The organism is Serratia sp. YC16, assembly GCF_009707615.1.
In the GTDB taxonomy this organism is placed as follows: domain Bacteria; phylum Pseudomonadota; class Gammaproteobacteria; order Enterobacterales; family Enterobacteriaceae; genus Serratia; species Serratia surfactantfaciens.
Genome location: NZ_WLYN01000005.1, coordinates 51743 through 70352, shown reverse-complemented (window position 1 = coordinate 70352; position 18610 = coordinate 51743). Strand labels below are relative to the sequence as shown.

19 protein-coding genes are annotated in these 18610 nt (G+C 60.5%); 11 read left to right on the top strand and 8 right to left on the bottom strand.

Annotation, left to right across the window (positions count from 1 at the left end):
* Positions 1–39 precede the first annotated feature (39 nt).
* Positions 40–660, bottom strand: coding sequence for a homoserine/homoserine lactone efflux protein (gene rhtB / locus GKN89_RS16240; RefSeq protein WP_019452534.1), 621 nt, complete (start codon positions 658–660; stop codon positions 40–42).
* A 147-nt stretch (positions 661–807) separates the two neighbouring features.
* Between rhtB and pldB the strand changes: the two genes are divergently transcribed.
* Positions 808–1851: a lysophospholipase L2 gene (pldB, locus tag GKN89_RS16235; RefSeq protein ID WP_019452533.1), complete on the top strand. Its 1044-nt coding sequence runs from the start codon at positions 808–810 to the stop codon at positions 1849–1851.
* Positions 1852–1855: 4 nt separating this feature from the next.
* Positions 1856–2653 carry a sugar/pyridoxal phosphate phosphatase YigL gene (gene yigL / locus GKN89_RS16230; RefSeq protein WP_019452532.1) on the top strand — a complete coding sequence of 266 codons (798 nt, stop codon included), beginning with the start codon at positions 1856–1858 and terminating at the stop codon, positions 2651–2653.
* A gap of 32 nt (positions 2654–2685) precedes the next feature.
* Here the strand turns inward: yigL and glpQ are convergent, their stop codons facing one another.
* Positions 2686–3765 carry a glycerophosphodiester phosphodiesterase gene (glpQ, locus tag GKN89_RS16225; RefSeq protein WP_019452531.1) on the bottom strand — a complete coding sequence of 360 codons (1080 nt, stop codon included), beginning with the start codon at positions 3763–3765 and terminating at the stop codon, positions 2686–2688.
* 82 nt (positions 3766–3847) lie between these two features.
* Positions 3848–5203 carry a glycerol-3-phosphate transporter gene (gene glpT, locus GKN89_RS16220; RefSeq protein ID WP_004934295.1) on the bottom strand — a complete coding sequence of 452 codons (1356 nt, stop codon included), beginning with the start codon at positions 5201–5203 and terminating at the stop codon, positions 3848–3850.
* A gap of 364 nt (positions 5204–5567) precedes the next feature.
* On the opposite strand from glpT, the gene glpA reads away from it, so the two are divergent.
* The 3 genes from glpA to glpC are packed head-to-tail and all read left to right on the top strand — an operon-like array spanning position 5568 to position 9671.
* On the top strand, positions 5568–7217 hold the full coding sequence (gene glpA, locus GKN89_RS16215; protein WP_154747363.1) for an anaerobic glycerol-3-phosphate dehydrogenase subunit A: 1650 nt from the start codon (positions 5568–5570) through the stop codon (positions 7215–7217).
* Complete coding sequence (gene glpB, locus GKN89_RS16210; RefSeq protein ID WP_154747362.1) at positions 7207–8475, top strand: glycerol-3-phosphate dehydrogenase subunit GlpB; 1269 nt, start codon at positions 7207–7209, stop codon at positions 8473–8475. The genes glpA and glpB overlap by 11 nt, the downstream gene beginning before the upstream one ends.
* Positions 8472–9671 (top strand): anaerobic glycerol-3-phosphate dehydrogenase subunit GlpC, encoded by a 1200-nt coding sequence (gene glpC / locus GKN89_RS16205; protein WP_154747361.1) that lies wholly within the window; start codon positions 8472–8474, stop codon positions 9669–9671. The genes glpB and glpC overlap by 4 nt, the downstream gene beginning before the upstream one ends.
* A gap of 34 nt (positions 9672–9705) precedes the next feature.
* Here the strand turns inward: glpC and GKN89_RS16200 are convergent, their stop codons facing one another.
* The 3 genes from GKN89_RS16200 to GKN89_RS16190 all read right to left on the bottom strand — a co-directional run bounded on the left by GKN89_RS16200 (position 9706) and on the right by GKN89_RS16190 (position 11467).
* On the bottom strand, positions 9706–10251 hold the full coding sequence (locus GKN89_RS16200) for a DcrB family lipoprotein (protein WP_063918198.1): 546 nt from the start codon (positions 10249–10251) through the stop codon (positions 9706–9708).
* Between the two features lie 80 nt (positions 10252–10331).
* Entirely contained in the window at positions 10332–10766 is a 435-nt protein-coding gene (locus tag GKN89_RS16195; protein WP_019452526.1) for a GNAT family N-acetyltransferase, read from the bottom strand.
* A gap of 41 nt (positions 10767–10807) precedes the next feature.
* Positions 10808–11467 carry a 7-cyano-7-deazaguanine/7-aminomethyl-7-deazaguanine transporter gene (locus tag GKN89_RS16190; protein WP_063918197.1) on the bottom strand — a complete coding sequence of 220 codons (660 nt, stop codon included), beginning with the start codon at positions 11465–11467 and terminating at the stop codon, positions 10808–10810.
* A gap of 220 nt (positions 11468–11687) precedes the next feature.
* Between GKN89_RS16190 and tusA the strand changes: the two genes are divergently transcribed.
* From tusA to GKN89_RS16175, 3 genes are all read left to right on the top strand, one after another.
* A complete protein-coding gene (gene tusA / locus GKN89_RS16185) occupies positions 11688–11933 on the top strand; it encodes a sulfurtransferase TusA (protein ID WP_004934314.1) in 246 nt (81 codons plus the stop codon).
* A gap of 61 nt (positions 11934–11994) precedes the next feature.
* On the top strand, positions 11995–12192 hold the full coding sequence (locus GKN89_RS16180) for a hypothetical protein (RefSeq protein WP_019452523.1): 198 nt from the start codon (positions 11995–11997) through the stop codon (positions 12190–12192).
* Positions 12192–12467: a type II toxin-antitoxin system mRNA interferase toxin, RelE/StbE family gene (locus GKN89_RS16175; RefSeq protein ID WP_019452522.1), complete on the top strand. Its 276-nt coding sequence runs from the start codon at positions 12192–12194 to the stop codon at positions 12465–12467. The genes GKN89_RS16180 and GKN89_RS16175 overlap by 1 nt, the downstream gene beginning before the upstream one ends.
* A 59-nt stretch (positions 12468–12526) precedes the next feature.
* Here GKN89_RS16175 and GKN89_RS16170 read toward each other — a convergent pair whose 3' ends face one another.
* Entirely contained in the window at positions 12527–14845 is a 2319-nt protein-coding gene (locus tag GKN89_RS16170) for a zinc/cadmium/mercury/lead-transporting ATPase (RefSeq protein WP_154747360.1), read from the bottom strand.
* A gap of 681 nt (positions 14846–15526) precedes the next feature.
* Between GKN89_RS16170 and GKN89_RS16165 the strand changes: the two genes are divergently transcribed.
* Complete coding sequence (locus GKN89_RS16165; protein ID WP_019452520.1) at positions 15527–16990, top strand: serralysin family metalloprotease; 1464 nt, start codon at positions 15527–15529, stop codon at positions 16988–16990.
* A gap of 55 nt (positions 16991–17045) precedes the next feature.
* Entirely contained in the window at positions 17046–17423 is a 378-nt protein-coding gene (locus GKN89_RS16160; RefSeq protein WP_154747359.1) for an AprI/Inh family metalloprotease inhibitor, read from the top strand.
* Between the two features lie 42 nt (positions 17424–17465).
* On the opposite strand, the gene GKN89_RS16155 is transcribed toward GKN89_RS16160, so the two are convergent.
* Positions 17466–18092 (bottom strand): lysoplasmalogenase, encoded by a 627-nt coding sequence (locus tag GKN89_RS16155; RefSeq protein WP_019452518.1) that lies wholly within the window; start codon positions 18090–18092, stop codon positions 17466–17468.
* A gap of 160 nt (positions 18093–18252) precedes the next feature.
* Here GKN89_RS16155 and GKN89_RS16150 point away from each other — a divergent pair, with 160 nt between their 5' ends.
* The gene (locus GKN89_RS16150) at positions 18253–18609 is read left to right on the top strand and encodes a DUF2500 domain-containing protein (RefSeq protein ID WP_015376283.1); all 357 of its coding nucleotides are present in this window, start codon (positions 18253–18255) and stop codon (positions 18607–18609) included.
* Position 18610 lies beyond the last annotated feature (1 nt).

Below are 18610 nucleotides of genomic sequence, written 5' to 3'. Positions count from 1 at the left end.
AAACGTCGAAGGCCGAGCAGCGATGCCCGGCCTTTTTTGTCAGGCTTTGCGTGCGGTCGCCAGCAGGCCGGCCACCAGAATGAACAGCGAACCGAACAGCCGGTTGAGCAGCTGCATCTGGCGCGGAGTCTTCAGCCAGCCGGCGATGCGCGTCGCCAGGGTGGCGTAACCGATCATCACCAGAATATCCACTATCACGGTAGTGACGCCGAGCACCAGATACTGCTCGGCCTGCGGTTGATTGGGCAGAATGAACTGCGGGAACAGCGCGGCGAGAAACACGATGCTTTTCGGGTTGGTCAGGTTGACCAGCACCGCGCGGCGGAACAGACGGCGGCGCGGCATGCTGCCCGCCAGCGCATGCAGATCCAGCGCGCCGGCGGCGCGCCACTGCTGGATGCCGAGCCACACCAGGTAGGCGGCACCCAGCCATTTCAGCAGCTCGAACGCCAGCAGCGATTGAGAAATCAGCGCGCCGAGGCCGATGCCAACCAGCACGATGTGCGCGCTCAGCCCGACCTGCAGCCCGGCGATCGACGCGGCGGCGCCGCGATAGCCGTGGCTGATGCCGGTGCTCATGGTGTTGATGGCGCCTGAGCCGGGGGACAGGCTGAGGATAAGCGTGGTCAGCAGGTAGGTTAACCACCAGTCCAAGGTCATGGTTCTCGGCTCCCTGAAAGTGTCGTTTTGTGCCACAATGCGCCGAGGCGGCGCCGTTTTTTGTAAGAATTGAATCACAATACGCTAGTATGATTTCTTGTGCCAGCGGTCACATTTTCCGCCGGCCCCACAGGGAAAACGCTCTCGATGACCTCGTTCACTCTCAGCTCCGATGACTGGTTAACGCGTGAAACGCAGTTCGCCGCCTTCGCCACCGGGCCGCTGCTGGACTTCTGGCGGCAGCGCGAAGAAGGCGAGTTCAGCGGCGTGGACGGCGTGCCGATCCGCTTTGTGCGCTTCAGCTCCGCGCGGCATCAGCGGGTGGTGGTGGTCAGCCCCGGCCGCATCGAAAGCTACGTGAAATACCCTGAGGTGGCCTACGACCTGTTCCACTGCGGTTACGACGTAGTGATCGTCGATCATCGCGGGCAGGGGCGCTCCGGGCGTTTACTGGCGGATACGCACCGCGGTCATGTGGTAAACTTCGACGACTACGTGGACGATTTCGAGCAGCTTTGGCTGCGCGAGGTCGAATCGCGCGGTTACCGGCAGCGCTTCGCGCTGGCGCATTCGATGGGCGGCGCGATCCTGGCGCGGTTCCTGCAGCGTCGGCCGCAGGCGTTCGACGCGGCGGCGTTTTGCGCGCCGATGTTCGGCATTCAGTTGCCGATGCCGGGCTGGCTCGCCGATCGCATTCTCGACTGGGCGGAGGCGCGCCCGGCGATCCGCGACTATTACGCGGTGGGCACCGGCCAGTGGCGTCCGCTGCCCTATGTGGTCAACGTGTTGACCCACAGCCGCGAGCGCTACCGGCGCAGCCTGCGCTATTACGCCGATTATCCCGAGCTGCAGGTGGGCGGGCCGACCTACCATTGGGTGCGGGAGAGCATTCGTGCCGGCCGGCAGATTATCGCGCAGGCCGGGGAGATAACAACGCCGTTGTTGCTTTTGCAAGCCGGTGAGGAACGAGTGGTCGACAACCGTTCGCACCAGGCTTTTTGTCAGGCTCTGTCAGACGCGGGGCGCCCTTGCGAAGGGGAGCTCCCGTTGGTTATCAACGGCGCACGCCATGAGATCCTGTTCGAGCGGGACGCGATGCGCGCCGAAGCACTGAACGCAATTCTGCGCTTCTTTGCTCAACACTTAGGCGGTGCGCTGCCGCCGACAACTCCATCAGAGGTTAGAACATAACGCTATGTATCACGTCGTCGCTTCCGATTTAGATGGCACGCTGCTGTCTCCCGACCATACCCTGTCGCCGTACGCCAAAGAAACGCTGAAGTTGCTGACCCAGCGCGGCGTGCATTTCGTGTTCGCCACCGGCCGCCACCATATCGACGTGGCGCAGATCCGCGACAGCCTGGAGATCAGCGCCTTTATGATCACCTCCAACGGCGCGCGGGTGCACAATACCGCCGGCGAGCTGATCTTCAGCCATAATCTGGACGGGGATATCGCCCGCGATCTGTACGGCATGCTGCACGACGATCCGGAGATCACCACCAACGTCTACCGTAACGATGACTGGTTCATCAACCGCGAGAGCCCGGAGCAGGAAGAGTTCTTCCAGGAATCTGTGTTCAAATATCAACTGTTCGAGCCGGGCCTGCTGGAAACCGACGGCGTCTGCAAGGTTTACTTCACCTGTGAAGACCATGAGCGGTTGCTGCAGGTGGAAGACGCCATCAACGCGCGCTGGGGCGATCGGGTCAACGTCAGCTTCTCGTTCCCGACCTGCCTGGAAGTGATGGCGGGCGGCGTGTCGAAAGGGCATGCGCTGGAAGAAGTGGCCAAGATCATCGGCTATACGCTGCAAGAGTGCATCGCCTTCGGCGACGGCATGAACGATCTGGAGATGCTGTCGATGGCCGGCAAGGGCTGCATCATGCGCGACGCGCATCAGCGCCTGAAGGATATGCTGCCGGAGCTGGAGGTGATCGGCTCCAACGTCGACAACGCGGTGCCGCACTACCTGCGCAAAATGTTCCTCTGAAATAACAAGGGCGCCTTGCGGCGCCCTTGGCATTATTTGTGCTGGCCCTGCTTCTGCAGGAACTGCACGCCCTTGTCCGGGAAGTCGGTGAACACGCCGTCAACGCCGGCCTGGTTGTAAATCACGTCATACAGCTGATTCACGTCGGTCACGTACTTCGGCAGCGCATCGGCGCGAATGGTGAACGGATGCACCGCCAGCTTGCTGGCGTGCGCTTCTTTCACCATGTCGGTCAGCACGATGTGGCCCGGCTTGGATTTATCCGCTACCACCAGCATATGGTAGTCCGGCCCGATGCCGTCGGCATACTGCGCGATTTTCTTCATCGCGCCCGGCTTGAACATCCAGTCGTAGTCGTATTCCACCCACTTGCCGTCGGCTTTCTGCTCGTAGGTTTCCTGCCAGTCGTTATAGGCGATCAGCTGCACCAGCTTCAGATCCATGCCCAGCTTCGGCTCCAGCTCGTTCTTGATGCGCTTGAGCTCGTTGGCGTCGAAGCACTGCAGGTAGACGTTGTCGTTCTTGCCGGTGTAGCCGTACTGCTTGAGCACCGCCAGTACTTTGCTGGAGATGTCTTTGCCTTCCTGCTTATGGAACCACGGTGCCTTGATTTCAGGGTAGATGCCGATGTTTTTGCCGGTCGAGTGGTTCAGACCCTGCACGAACTCGATCTCTTCCTGGAAGGTGTGTACGCGGAAGTCGGATTTGCCCATCGGGAAGCGGCCAGGGTAGCCCTGCACCTTCTTGCCGTTTTCGATTTCAAAACCTTCGGTGAACTTCAGCGATTTGATCTCCGCCAGCGTAAAGTCGATGGCGTAGTAGCGGCCGTCTTTACGCGCGCGATCCGGGAAGCGTTCGGCGACGTCGGTGACGCGATCGAGGTAGTGGTCGTGCAGCACCACCAGCTCGTTGTCTTTGGTCATCACCAGGTCTTGCTCGAGGTAATCGGCGCCCTGCGCATAGGCCATCGCCTTCGCCGGCAGGGTGTGTTCCGGCAGGTAGCCGCTGGCGCCGCGGTGGGCGATCACCACTTTGTCCGCCGCCTGCGCGGCGCTGACCATTGAGGTGGCGAGAATGATCCCTGTCAGCAGGGCTTTGACTTGAGTCCGCATTCCGTTTTCTCCGTGTTGTTGGGGGCAGGGTAGTAAAAAGGCCGCAGGGCGGCCTTTAAATCATGCAAAAGTCGTGTGACGGTTAGCCGCGCTTGCCGGCAGCGATTTCCGCGTGGTGTTTCTTCTCGTTCAGCATGGTCAGCAGCAGCAGGATAACCGCCAGCACGCCGCCGCCGATCATCACCATAAAGCCGCCGTCCCAACCGAAGAAGTCCACGGTGTAACCGACGATGGCGCTGGCCGCAACCGAGCCGCCCAGGTAGCCGAACAGGCCGGTGAAGCCTGCGGCGGTGCCGGCGGCTTTCTTCGGCGCCAGCTCCAGCGCATGCAGGCCGATCAGCATGACCGGGCCGTAGATCAGGAAGCCGATGACCAGCATACAGATCATGTCCACGGTCGGGTTGCCGGCCGGGTTCATCCAGAACACCACGGTGGCGATGGTCACCAGCGTCATGAAGAACACGCCGGTGGCGCCGCGGTTGCCTTTGAACACCTTGTCCGACATCCAGCCGCACAGCAGAGTGCCCGGAATACCGGCGTACTCATACAGGAAGTAGGCCCAGGAAGACTTGTCCAGCGCGAAGTGCTTCACTTCTTTCAGGTAGGTCGGCGACCAGTCCAGAATGCCGTAACGCAGCAGGTAGACGAACACGTTGGCGACCGCGATGTACCACAGCAGCTTGTTCGGCAGGATGTACTGCATGAAGATCTGCTTGGCGGTCAGCTCTTCTTCGTCTTTTTCGCTGTAGTCGTCCGGATAGTCGTTTTTGTACTCTTCAATCGGCGGCAGGCCGCAGGATTGCGGAGTGTCGCGCATCAGGGCGAAGGCGATCAGGGCTACCAGGATGGCGCCGAAGGCCGGCATGTACAGCGCCGCGTGCCAGTCGTTGAACCAGGCCATACCCAGCAGGAACAGCAGCGGCGGCAGGCCGCCACCTACGTTGTGGGCGCAGTTCCAGATGGAAACGATGCCGCCGCGTTCTTTCTGCGACCACCAGTGCACCATGGTGCGGCCGCACGGCGGCCAACCCATGCCCTGGAACCAGCCGCACAGGAACAGCAGGACGAACATGATGGCGATGCTGGAGGTTGCCCACGGCACGAAGCCCATGAACAGCATTACCGCCGCCGCCAGGATCAGGCCGGCTGGCAAGAATACCCGCGGGTTGGATCGGTCGGAGACCGAGCCCATGATGAATTTGGAGAAGCCGTAGGCGATGGAGATGCCCGACAGCGCGAAGCCGAGGTCACCGCGGCTGAAGCCTTGTTCGATCAGGTAAGGCATGGCCAGGGTGAAGTTCTTACGCACCAGATAGTAAGCGGCGTAACCGAAGAAGATCCCCAGGAAAATTTGCCAGCGCAGCTTACGGTAGAGCGGGTCTACCTTATCGCTCGGCACACGGGCGATGTGTGCGGCCGGCTTAAAAATACTCAACATGAGCGCCTCCGATGGCTTTATCTGTTATCACATCAATATGACCTTTTACGTTCATTTGATGATTGAGCGGATATCGAATGTGGTGTTTTTGTGTTCCATAACGAGCGCCATTGTCATCAAATACGCCTGGTGTCGCTGTGACGAATGGCGCAATTGTTACACTTTCATGAAACCACGGCGGATTTTGAGCGATTCGTTAACGTTATGAAATAGAAAAACGTCCAAAAATCGTGATTATGATCACATTGATGGTTTTTTGTGGACATTTTTATTTCGTTTCATGTTCGTTCTTGTTCCTTATCAAACAAAGACCCTAATAACCGTGGCTCAATAGGCTCATAACTACCGATCCTGAGGGAGCGAAATGAGCAGCTATTTTGACGGCGGCGAAACGGATGTGATCATCATCGGCGGCGGCGCCACCGGCGCAGGCATTGCCCGCGATTGTGCGCGGCGCGGCTTGCGTTGCATTTTGCTGGAGCGTCATGACATCGCCACCGGCGCCACCGGCCGCAACCACGGCTTGCTGCACAGCGGCGCGCGCTATGCGGTGACCGACGGCGAGTCGGCGCGCGAGTGCATCGAAGAGAACCGCATCCTGAAACGCATCGCGCATCACTGTATCGAGCGCACCGATGGGCTGTTCATCACCCTGCCGCAGGACTCGCTGGAGTATCAGCAACAGTTTATCGCCGCCTGTCGCCAGGCCGACATCGACGCCGAAGCGATCGACCCGCAGCTGGCGCTGCGGCTGGAGCCGGCGGCTAACCCCGCGCTGATCGGCGCGGTGCGCGTGCCGGACGGCACCGTCGATCCCTTCCGGCTGACCGCCGCCAACATGTTGGACGCGCGCGAACACGGCGCGCAGATCCTGACCTACCACCAGGTGGTGGGATTGTTGCGCAGCGGCGATCGGGTGACGGGCGTGCGCGTTTACGACCATCAGAGTCAGCGGCGCTATGAGCTGCACGCGCCGGTGGTGGTCAATGCCGCCGGCATCTGGGGCCAGCAGATCGCCGAATACGCCGATTTGCGCATCCGCATGTTCCCGGCCAAGGGGGCGCTGCTGATCCTCGGCCATCGCATCAACAACATGGTGATCAACCGCTGCCGCAAACCGGCGGACGCCGACATCCTGGTGCCGGGCGACACCATCTCGCTGATCGGCACCACCTCGACCCATATCGACTACGACCAAATTGACAACATGCTGGTGACCCCGCAGGAGGTGGACATTCTGATCCGCGAAGGGGCGCTGCTGGCGCCCACTCTGGCGCAGACCCGCATTTTGCGCGCCTACGCCGGGGTGCGGCCGCTGGTGGCCAGCGACGACGATCCCAGCGGGCGCAACGTCAGCCGCGGCATCGTGCTGCTCGATCACGCCGCCCGCGACGGGCTGGAAGGGTTCATCACCATCACCGGCGGCAAGCTGATGACCTACCGCCTGATGGCGGAGTGGGCCACCGACAAGGTGTGCGAAAAGCTCGGGGTAAACAGCCCGTGCATCACTGCGCAGGACGCGTTGCCGGGATCCCGTCAGTCGGCGGAGGAAACGGTGCGCCGCGTAGTTTCTCTGCCCGCCAGCATTCGCGGTTCGGCGATTTACCGGCACGGCGATCGCGCCAGCCAGGTGCCGGCGGCCGATCGGCTCGACACCAGCCTGGTGTGCGAATGCGAGGCGGTGACCGCCGGGGAGGTGCGCTATGCGGTCAATTCGCTGACCGTCAATAACCTGGTGGATCTGCGCCGCCGCACCCGCGTCGGCATGGGCACCTGCCAGGGGGAACTCTGCGCCTGTCGCGCCGCCGGGCTGTTGACGCGCTTTAACGTCAGCACGCCGCAGCAGTCCATCGCGCAGCTGTCGCAGTTCCTCAACGAACGATGGAAAGGTGTTCGGCCGATCGCCTGGGGCGATGCGCTGCGCGAGAGCGAATTTACCAGCTGGGTTTATCAAGGGTTATGCGGGCTTGAGGCCCAGGCCGACAAGGGGCAGGAGGCGGATGATGCGATTTGACGTAGTGGTGATTGGCGGCGGCCTGGCGGGCCTGAGCTGCGCCATTGCCGTGGCCGAGCAGGGCAAGCGCTGCGCGGTGGTCAGTTCTGGCCAGAGCGCGCTCTACTTCTCCTCCGGTTCGCTCGACCTGTTGGCGAGATTGCCGGACGGCACGCCGGTCGAGATGCCGTTGGCGGCGTTGCCGCAGCTGGCGCAGCAGGCGCCGCAGCATCCGTATTCTCTGATTGGCCCCGGCCGGGTGGCGGCGCTGTCCGCCGCCGCGCAACGGCTGCTGGAACGCTGCGGGCTGAACCTGCAGGGTGAGGGGACCAAAAACCATCTGCGCATTACGCCGCTCGGCACGCGCCGCGCCACCTGGCTCAGCCCGCAGGCGATCCCGACGCTGCCGCTGACCGGCCAGTTGCCCTGGCGGCGCATCGCGGTGATCGGCATCGAAGGGTTCCTCGACTTCCAGCCGCAGATGGCTGCCGACTCCTTAAGCCGGGAGCTCGGCGTGCAGACGGACGTAGCCTATCTGCACGTGCCGGCGCTGGACCGATTGCGCAATAACCCCAGCGAGTTCCGCGCGGTGAACATCGCCCGGGTACTGGATTTGATGGAAAGCCTGCCGCCGATGGCCGAAGAGCTGCGGCGGCTGGCGGGTGAGGCCGAGGCGCTCTTCCTGCCGGCCTGTCTGGGCCTGGAGGATGATGCGTCGCTGGCGGTGCTGCAGGATGCGGTCGGCAAGCCGATCCGACTGCTGCCGACGTTGCCACCTTCGGTGCCCGGCATGCGCTTGCATCAGGCGCTGCGGCGGCGTTTCCAGCAGCTGGGTGGCGTTTTCATGCCGGGCGACAGCGTAGTGCGCGCCGAGTGTGAAGCCGGCTGCGTCACCGGCCTGTACACCCGCAACCATGGCGATATTCCGCTGCGGGCGCAGCAGGTGGTGCTGGCCAGTGGCAGCTTCTTCAGCAACGGGTTGGTAGCGGAGTTCGACCGGGTGCGTGAGCCTATCTTCGGGCTGGACGTGCACAGCCGCGCGGATCGCGCCGACTGGAGCCAACGCGAACTGTTCGCGCCGCAGCCTTATCTGCAGTTCGGCGTGCGCACCGACGGCAGGCTGCGGGCGATGAAACAGGGGATGCCGTTCGACAATCTGTATGCCATCGGCGCGGTCGCCGGCGGTTACGATCCGCTGCAGCAGGGCTGCGGCGCCGGCGTGTCATTGATCGGGGCGCTGCACGTCGCGCAGCAGATCGCCGCGGAGGAGAACGCATGAGCCTGCATCAGGACCACAGCTTTGAAAGCTGCATCAAATGCACCGTTTGCACCACCTACTGCCCGGTCGCCAAAGTTAACCCGCTCTACCCGGGGCCGAAACAGGCGGGGCCGGACGGCGAACGGCTGCGGCTGAAAGACCCGGCGCTGTATGACGAAGCGCTGAAATACTGCACCAACTGCAAGCGCTGCGAAGTGGCCTGCCCATCGGACGTCAAAATCGGCGACATCATTCAACGCGCCCGTGCCGACTTCGCCCAGAGCAAACCGACGCTGCGCGACGCCATCCTTAGCCATACCGGCATCATGGGATCGCTGTCGACGCCGTTTGCGCCGATCGTCAACGCCGCCACCGGGCTGAAACCGGTGCGCAAGCTGTTGGACAAGGCGCTGAAGATCGATCATCGTCGCGAACTGCCGAAGTATTCGTTCGGCACCTTCCGCCGCTGGTACCGGCAACAGGCGCAGGCCCAGCAGCGTTACGCCGAGCAGGTGGCGTTCTTCCACGGCTGCTTCGTCAACTACAACCACCCGCAGCTGGGCAAGGATTTGATCCGAGTGTTCAACGCGCTGGATATCGGCGTACAGTTGCTGAAGCGCGAGAAATGCTGCGGCGTGCCGCTGATCGCCAACGGGTTTATCGAGCAGGCGAAAAAGCAGGCCAGAGTCAACGCCGAATCGCTGCAGGAAACGGTGCTGGAGCGCGGTATTCCGGTGGTGGCGACCTCATCGAGCTGCACCTTCACCCTGCGTGACGAATACCCCCATTTGCTGGACGTGGACACCACCCCGGTGCGCGATCGGGTAGAGCTGGCGACGCGCTATCTCTATCGTCTGATCAATCAGGGGCGCAGCCTGCCGCTGCAGCACACGCCGCTGCGGGTGGCTTACCACACGCCTTGCCATATGGAGAAAATGGGCTGGACCGCCTACACCCTGGAGTTGTTGCGCCAGATACCTGGGCTGGAGCTGGTGGTGCTGGATTCGCAGTGCTGCGGCATCGCCGGCACCTACGGGTTCAAGTCGGAGAACTATGCCACGTCGCAAGGCATCGGCGCGCCGCTGTTCCGGCAGATAGAAGAGAGCGGGGTGGATCTGGTGGTGACCGATTGCGAGACCTGCAAGTGGCAGATCGAAATGTCCACCAGCAAGCGCTGCGAGCATCCGATCACCCTGCTGGCGCAGGCGCTGGCGTAAAGACTCAGGGGCCGGCAAACCGGCCCCTGAGGGATCACTGCTTCAGCTTCAGGGTGGAGATGATACCTTCGGCTTCGGTCTGCGCCTGCTGCTGATTGTCCGCTGGCAGCGAAATCTGAATGGTCAGCAAGTTGTTGTTCAGTGCGCCAACCAGAATGGAAGAGTAAGCTTTCTTGCCACTGTTGGTGACGATGCTGTCCAGCTGACGCAGCGGCACGCCGTCTACGTCGATAGCCTTGTTGGTAATCAGCTGCAGATTGGCGTCGTTCGCGCGTTGGTTGTTTTCCAACCGTTGGGCCAGGGTTTCCAGACTGTCGGCGGTCTTGTCGCCGAGGATCACAATCACTGCGCGCTGGCTGGTGCTGTCAGCATATGCGTGCATGTTGTTGGCCGGTTTTTCCAACTTGCTGGTTTGATCCGCCATGCCCGCCGGCAGGGTGAACTCTAGGTTGCCGCCCAGCAGGCTGACCTGCTGTCCGGCCTGGGTGCTGGCCGTCGCGCTGTCTTTGGTGTTGCCGTCGCAGGCCGCGAGGCCAAGCACCAGCAGGCTGATACCTATCAATTTCGCTACTTTATGCATCGGGCTTCCTTCTTCCTTTCCGGTAGGGATTTACTGTCGTATCGCAACCTATTCCAGGTTGAAATGCAAGGCAGATGTTGTCACAAGTTTTTTTCCAGTAATAGCCGATAATCAGCCACTTCGCCTTTCTTTTCCAGCTGAACAATCTGATAGTGGTGAGCGAGCAGCATCGTCAGCATGGCGCGAAATCGATTACGGGTTTTGACCGTCAGTTGGCGATAGCCCTGCGCCCGAGCCCAGCGTTCTTGTTCGGCCAGCAGCGCCTGCGCGACGCCATGGCGACGAAACGCCGGCAGCACGCCGCCCAGCCAGCTGTAAAACACCGTCTCCTGCCGTTGATAACCGAGTTTGAAGCCGGCCGGTTGGCCGTCGATCTCGGCGATCAGCAGGCTGGCGGGGGCGGCGCCGATGCGCTGTTGCAGATCGGCCAGGCTATGCAGGCCGCCGAATTCGGGGATGCGTTGATACAGACGGTGGATTTCTTCGAGCGTGGCGGTGCGGGTGAGCGGAGTCATCGGCGGCCTCCAGAGGATAGGGCCGCCCAGCATAGCACGGTTCAGCCTGGCTGCAGGTCGCCGCTGCGCGCCGCGATGCGTTTGAGCAGCATGTTCAGCAGCACGCCGTACATCGGCAGGAAGAACAGCAGGCAGATCATGACTTTGAAGCTGTAATCCACCAGCGCGATCTCCACCCAGTTGTTGGCCATGAAGGGATCGCTGCTCTTGTAGAAGGCGATGAAGAAGAACGCCAGCGTATCGCTGATGTTGCCGAAGAACATCGCCGCCGCCGGCGCCACCCACCAGGCACTGCGCTGACGCAGGCGGTTGAAGACGTGCACGTCGAGGATCTGGCCGAGCACATAGGCCATAAAGCTGGCCACGGCGATGCGCGCCACGAACAGGTTAAAGCTGCTCAGTGCGGCAAACCCTTGCCACTCTCCCTGATAGGTGACGGTGGAGATCACGTAGGAGATGAACAGTGCCGGCACCATCACCGCCAGGATAATGCGCCGCGCCAATGGCGCGCCGAAGATGCGCACGGTCAGATCGGTCGCCAGGAAGATGAATGGGAAGGTAAAAGCGCCCCAGGTGGTATGAAAGCCGAAAACGGTGATCGGCAGCTGCACCAGGTAGTTGCTGGAGGTAATGATGGCGATATGAAACAGCGAAAGCCAGACCAACGCCGTGAAGCGCTGCTGTGCGGTAAACGAATACATGTTGTAGCCTTTTTAGCAGTGGGGTGAGGGAACCCAGTGTGTCTTGTTAAAACAGCAAAAAACGCTGCGCGGCGGCATGATACGCGTTTGCGCAACCAATGCAATGGTTAAATTTAACGCAAACGTTAACGCATCTTGCGCAGAAAAACTACCGGCGTAAACTAGGCGCTAATGAGATGCGGCGAGCGTTCGCCGATCGTTTTTGAACGAGAAAAATTGCATGACTGACTTATTTGCCCAGGCGGACCAGACGCTCGACGCGCTGGGGCTGCGCTGTCCGGAACCGGTGATGATGGTGCGTAAAACCGTGCGCCATATGGACAACGGCGAAACGCTGCTGATTATTGCCGACGATCCGGCCACCACCCGCGATATCCCGGGGTTCTGCCGCTTTATGGAACACACGCTGGTGGCGCAGGAGACCGAACAGGTGCCATACCGTTATCTGTTACGTAAAGGTGTATAGTTTTTAATCGCCTTGTAAGATAAGCTCCCTGCGATCGGGGAACGTTCGAAGGGGACAAACGATGAGTATTTTACTACTGCCAACGGTTGCCAAGATGGAAAGTGAGGAACGTACACAGGGCTATGAGCGCTGGTTTCTTGAGAGCGTTCAGGAAGCCATGGATGAGCCGCTGCCCGGTATTCCTCATGACGAGGTGATGGCTGAAATGGATGCGGTTATCGCTGCTGCAGAAGCCAGGATGAAAGCTAAGCAGTCATAATGCTCAACATCGAATGGACTCGATCCGCTCGTCGGGATCTGGCGGAGATTGTGGGATTCATCGCCAATGATAATCCCTTGGCGGCCAGAAAAATGAAGCTTCTCATCATGGAGGCGGTCATTCCCGCCGCCAGACATCCTCGACTTTTCCGGCGTGGCAGAGTGGATGGCACGCATGAAATCCCTCTACATCCCAATTATCTCTTGGTTTATCAAGTGCTGGAAACTCACATCCGGGTGTTGAGGGTTTTACATGCGCGCCGACAATATCCGTAGTATCGGCGCTGTAGTTCATCATACCGGGCTCCCATTGAGGAACCCGGTATGGCACCAGGTTATTGGCGCTTTCTCAATAGCCGCAGCGCGTTGGCGGTGACCAGCGCGGTGGCGCCGGAGTCCGCCAGCACTGCCAGCCACAGCCCGGTCAATCCCAACAGGCTGGTGATCAGGAAGACCCCTTTCAACCCCAGCGCGATGGTGATGTTTTGCCGGATGTTGGCGTGGGTGGCGCGCGAGATACGAATCATCTCCGCAACGCCCAGCAGCCGGTTGTGGGTCAGGGCGGCGTCGGCGGTTTCCAGCGCCACGTCGGTGCCGCTGCCCATGGCGATGCCGATGCTGGAGGCTTTCATCGCCGGGGCGTCGTTGATGCCGTCGCCGATCATCGCCGTCGGGCGTAGTTCGCTCAGCTCGGTGACCGCTTTGACCTTATCTTCCGGCAGCAGACCGGCGCGATAGTCGAGGCCCAGTTCGCCGGCGATCGCCGCGGCGGCGCGCGGATTGTCACCGGTCAGCATCACGCCGCGAATACCCAGCGCGTTCAGTTCGGCGATCGCCTGTTTGGCGTCGCCGCGCAGCGTATCGCGCAGCGCCAGCAAACCGATAGGCGCGCCGTCTTCCAGCACCACCACCGCCGTTTTACCGGCGTTTTCCAGCTTGTCCACCTGGCTCTGCCATTGGGCGTCGAGCAGGCCTGGCACCAGCTTGCTCGGCGCGCTGATCAGCACGGTCTTGCCGTCCACGATGCCTTCCACACCGATGCCGGCCAGGGCGCGGCGCGCCTGCGCCAGCGGCAGCTCAGCTCCGCTCTCGGCGGTGCGGTTGATGATCGCCTGCGCCAGCGGGTGATGCGAGCCGGCTTCCACCGCGGCGGCAAGCTGCAACAGCCGTTGTTCGCTGAGGGCGCCGATCGGCAGCACGTCGGTGACCGTCGGCTTGCCCTCGGTCAGGGTACCGGTTTTATCGAAGGCGATAGTTTGCACCTGCCCCAGCTGTTCCAGCGCTGCGCCGCCTTTAATCAGCGCGCCGCGCCGCGTGGCGGCCGCCAGTCCGGAGGTAATGGCCGCCGGGGTCGAGATCACCAGCGCGCATGGACAGCCGATCAACAGCAGCGTCAGGCCGCGATAGATCCAGGTATCCCACGGCTGCGAGAACAGCAGCGGCGGCAACAGGATCACCGCGACCGCCAGCAGCATAATGGCCGGGGTGTAATAACGGCTGAACCGATCGAGGAAGCGTTCGATCGGCGCACGGCGCTCTTCGGCCTCTTCAATCAACTGCAGAATACGGTCGATGGCATTTTTGCCGGGCTCGGAGATCACCTTCATCTGCGCCGCCTGATCGACGGACAGGCTGCCGGCGGCCACTTTCTCACCCTGTTGGCGTTCGACCGGCACCGATTCGCCGGTCAGGGCACTTTCGTCGAAGCTGGCGAACGGATTGAGCAGCTCGGCGTCGGCCGGCAGGCGTGCGCCGGGGGCGATTTCAATCACATCACCAGGCCGCAGGCTGGCGACCGGCACGCGTTTACGTTCGGTGCCTTGCAGCAGCAGCGCATCTTCCGGCACCAGCTCCATTAGCGCCGTCACCCCGCGCCGCGCGCGGTTGGCGGCGTAGGATTCCAGCAGTTCACCAACCATAAACAGCAGCAGCACCATCGCCGCCTCGGCGGTGGCGCCGATGAACAGCGCGCCGATGGCCGCCACGCTCATCAGCGTTTCGATGGCGAACGGCGTGCCGGAACGGATCAGGCGCACTGCCTTGGCGGCAACCGGCGCCAACCCGACCAGCGTGGTGGCGATAAAGGCGATGCGGCCCAGCTCCGGGTTAACCCGATCCAGCACCCAACTGACGACCATAAAGGTGGTCAACAGCAGCAGCGGCGCGAATTCGCCGAAGCGCGAGGTTTTTTCCGCGGCGCCTTTGGCGGTCTGCGCGCCGAGCAGGGTAAAGCCGGCCTGGGCGACCGCGTCCTGGATCCGCAGGCTGATGTCGGACTGCGCGTCTACCACCAATTTCTCGGTGGCGAACAGCACCCGCGCGCTGTCGACGCCAGGGATGGCGGTCACGGCATTCTCAATTTTCTTGGCGCAGCTGGGGCAGTCCATACCGGTGACTTTCCAGCTGAAACGTTGGCTGCCGGAAGGGGGAGCGGCGGCCAGCCTGTCGCTTTCCTCGTCCGGATCGTCGGGCGCGGCGGTGCAGCAGCCGCTATCGCCATGATCGTGATGGTGGTGAGCGTGTTCGGTCTGTGCGGCGGCGTTTTTCGGCTCGCTGCTGCAGCCGTGCTGCGTTTTGCTGTGGCTGTGGTTGCAGCCGCACCCGCCTTCGGCGTGGTGATGTTCCTGATGATTATGATTTTGCTGATTGAGCATAACGTCCCCCTTCGGGCTGTTAACCGGGTTTGCTTGTCCGACTCTACACCCTGGAGTCCACTCCAGAGTCAAGCGATGGATGAGAATTATTGCTAACGGCGCTCAGGCGCATGCAGGAATATTCATTCAATAATGAATAATGCGAATTTCAATCTATTGGCTTTCCTTATTACCTATTTCGATAAAGAGGCTCGCCGCCGTTAGTTTAAATAAGAAAATAATATTCCTATAGAAACTAAAAAGTCGCCCGACCTAATAATAAAGAGTTATTAATCTATGACGCTTTAGCAAAATTTACCTTTTTGTGATGGGGCAGCCAGCATTATTCGCTTGTGTCTGCAGGCCGCATTTCTATTGAAGTTTGGTGCCAACTTATCGGTGTTGAGTTTCATTTGTTTTGTAAAGATAGCGATAAAGTAGCATAACAATCTTTCGTTGAGTCAATAAATGGTTGATTATTTTATGTTCAGTTTTGCGGCCCTGCCTATAATTGGAATCGATTACCATTTTTAGTGGTGATCTTATTTGCTGATATATATGCATTAATTCTACCTAACACACTGCCGGCAACGGCGCATAAGCCCCTTCCAGCAAGCTTAAGGTTCATTAACCGTGGCTTACGGGGAGGTTATGTCTATCTGTCTGATTGATATCAATCAGGTAATGAGTGGAATCGAACCAATGCAATCTACTAAAAAGGCAATTGAAATTACTGAGTCCAACTTCGCGGCCGCCAAAACCGGCTACGATGCTGTAGCCGACCTGCTGCATTATCATGAGCGTGGCAACGGGATTCAGATTAATGGCAAGGATTCATTTTCTAACGAGCAAGCTGGGCTGTTTATTACCCGTGAGAACCAAACCTGGAACGGTTACAAGGTATTTGGCCAACCGGCCAAATTAACCTTCTCCTTCCCGGACTATAAGTTCTCTGCCACCAACGTCGCCGGTGACACCGGGCTGAGCAAGTTCAGCGCGGAACAGCAGCAGCAGGCTAAGCTGTCGCTGCAGTCCTGGGCCGACGTCGCCAATATCACCTTCACCGAAGTGGCGGCCGGGCAAAAGGCCAACATCACCTTCGGCAACTACAGCCAGGATCGCCCTGGCCACTATGATTACGGCACCCAGGCCTACGCCTTCCTGCCGAACACCATTTGGCAGGGCCAGGATCTGGGCGGCCAGACCTGGTACAACGTCAACCAGTCCAACGTGAAGCATCCGGCGACCGAAGACTACGGCCGCCAGACGTTCACCCATGAGATTGGCCATGCGCTGGGTCTGAGCCATCCGGGCGATTACAACGCCGGTGAAGGCAACCCGACCTACCGTGACGCCAGCTATGCGGAAGACACCCGTCAGTTCAGCCTGATGAGCTACTGGAGTGAAACCAACACCGGCGGCGATAACGGCGGTCACTACGCCGCCGCTCCGCTGCTGGACGACATTGCCGCCATTCAACACCTGTATGGCGCTAACCTGTCTACCCGCACCGGTGACACCGTGTATGGCTTCAACTCCAACACCGGTCGTGACTTCCTCAGCACCACCAGCAACTCGCAGAAACTGATCTTTGCGGTCTGGGATGCGGGCGGCAACGATACCTTCGACTTCTCCGGTTACACCGCTAACCAGCGTATTAACCTGAATGAGAAATCGTTCTCCGACGTGGGCGGTTTGAAGGGCAACGTGTCGATCGCCGCCGGTGTAACCATCGAAAACGCCATTGGCGGTTCCGGTAACGACGTGATCGTCGGCAACGCGGCCAACAACGTGCTGAAAGGCGGCGCGGGCAATGACGTGCTGTTCGGCGGCGGCGGGGCGGATGAGCTGTGGGGCGGTTCCGGTCAGGATACCTTCGTCTACACTGCCGCCAGCGAGTCCGCACCGGGCGCTTCCGACTGGATCCGCGACTTCCAGAAAGGGATCGACAAAATTGACCTGTCGTTCTTCAACAAAGAAGCGAATAGCAGTGATTTCATCCACTTCGTCGATCACTTCAGCGGCGCAGCCGGTGAGGCGCTGCTCAGCTACAACGCGTCCAACAACGTGACCGATCTGGCGGTGAACATCGGCGGCCATCAGGCGCCGGACTTCCTGGTGAAAATTGTCGGCCAGGTAGACGTTGCCACCGACTTTATCGTGTAACACAGCAACGAAACGCCCGGCGCTGTCTCGGCCGGGCGTCATGCGGGAGCCCGGTATGAAAGGTAATCTAACGCGCACCGCTCTGGCAGCGGGAGGCATGATGGTGACGAGTGCGGTAATGGCCGGCAGTTTGGCGCTGCCGACCGCGCAGTCGCTGGCGGGGCAATGGCAGGTTGCCGACAGTGAACGGCAATGCCAAATCGAGTTTCTGGCCAGTGAGCAAAGTGAGACCAACGGCTATCAGCTGGTGGATCGGCAACGTTGTCTGCAAAGCGTGTTTGCGACCGAAGTGGCGGGCTGGCGCCCGGCGCCGGACGGCATCGCGTTGCTGAGGGAGGATGGCAGCACGCTGGCGTTCTTCTCGCGCGACAGCGATCTGTATCGCAACCAGCTGGGCGCTGATGATGCCCTGACGTTGAAAGCGCTGGCGTAATATGAAGAAACGGGTTCGGCGCGCCGAACCCGCGGCAGGTATTTACAGGTAGAGCGAGCGCACGATCAGGAAGTGGCCGGAGAAGTAGCAGAAGGCCACGATGGCGTCCGCCGCGCGGAAGGTAAAGCGGTAGCGGTTGATCAGCCAAACTACGTTGGCCAGCAGCAGCAGCGAGGTGCCGGTCAGCAGCGAAAAACCGAAATCGGTGCTGCGCAGGAAGTATTGCTCACCTGCCAGCCAGACCATCAGCAGCGTCATCGCCACGTAGGTGACGATTGGCCAGCGCATCTCTTCCAGCCGGGTCCAGACGGTGGCCAGCAGCAGTGCGCCGATCGCCAGCAGCGCCAGCGGCAGCGGCCAAAACAGGCTGAACGTCATCTGGCTGGCGAAACTCAGGGTATACAGCAGGTGGGACAGGAAAAAGGCGCCGATGGCGTACAGCACCCGTTCGCGCGGCAACAGGAGCAATGCGTCGCCGATCAGCGTCGCCAGCAGGCCGAGTACGATCAGATAGCCCGCAGCGCTGAGCACCGGCGCCTGCCAGGCCAACAGCAACAGCAACAGCAGCGTGACGGGTTTGAACACCCAGCGCTGCCAGCGCGGCCCACGGTAAGAGGCGTCGACGAACAGCCAACCGGAAAAGAATACGGCAAGGAACGGCCAACTCATTAATGTCTTCCTTATGTATGAGGGAGCCGCAACAACCGGCTCCAAACTGTCACCAATGTCACTTCTTCATTTCAGTGTAGGTAGCCTGTCGGCGATCGACAATGCTTTCTTGAGAATGCTATGTTTACGCTGATTTAGCCGCGAAGGAAATGGGAAACCGATGAGTAAGCCACCGTTATTTTTTGTCGCCGTGATTGCGTTGATCGCCGTGCTGGCCACGCAACGCTACTTCAAGCAGCGGCAGCAGGAGGCGGAAAACGATCGCGCGCCGATGCGCAGTCTGCAGGTGACGGTGAGCGACAAACGCGCGGTGCCGGTCACCAAGACCCGCGCGCCGCAGCGCGAGCCGTTGGTCAATGAACCGATGAATTACGAGGTGGTGTTCAGCCCGGTACAGGGAGGTGAAGACATCCAGCTGCGGCTGAAGCAATGGCAGTACAACCCGATAGAAAAGGGCGCGCAGGGCACGTTGAACATGCAGGGCACGCGCTTCGTCTCGTTCACCGCTCAGCCGTAGC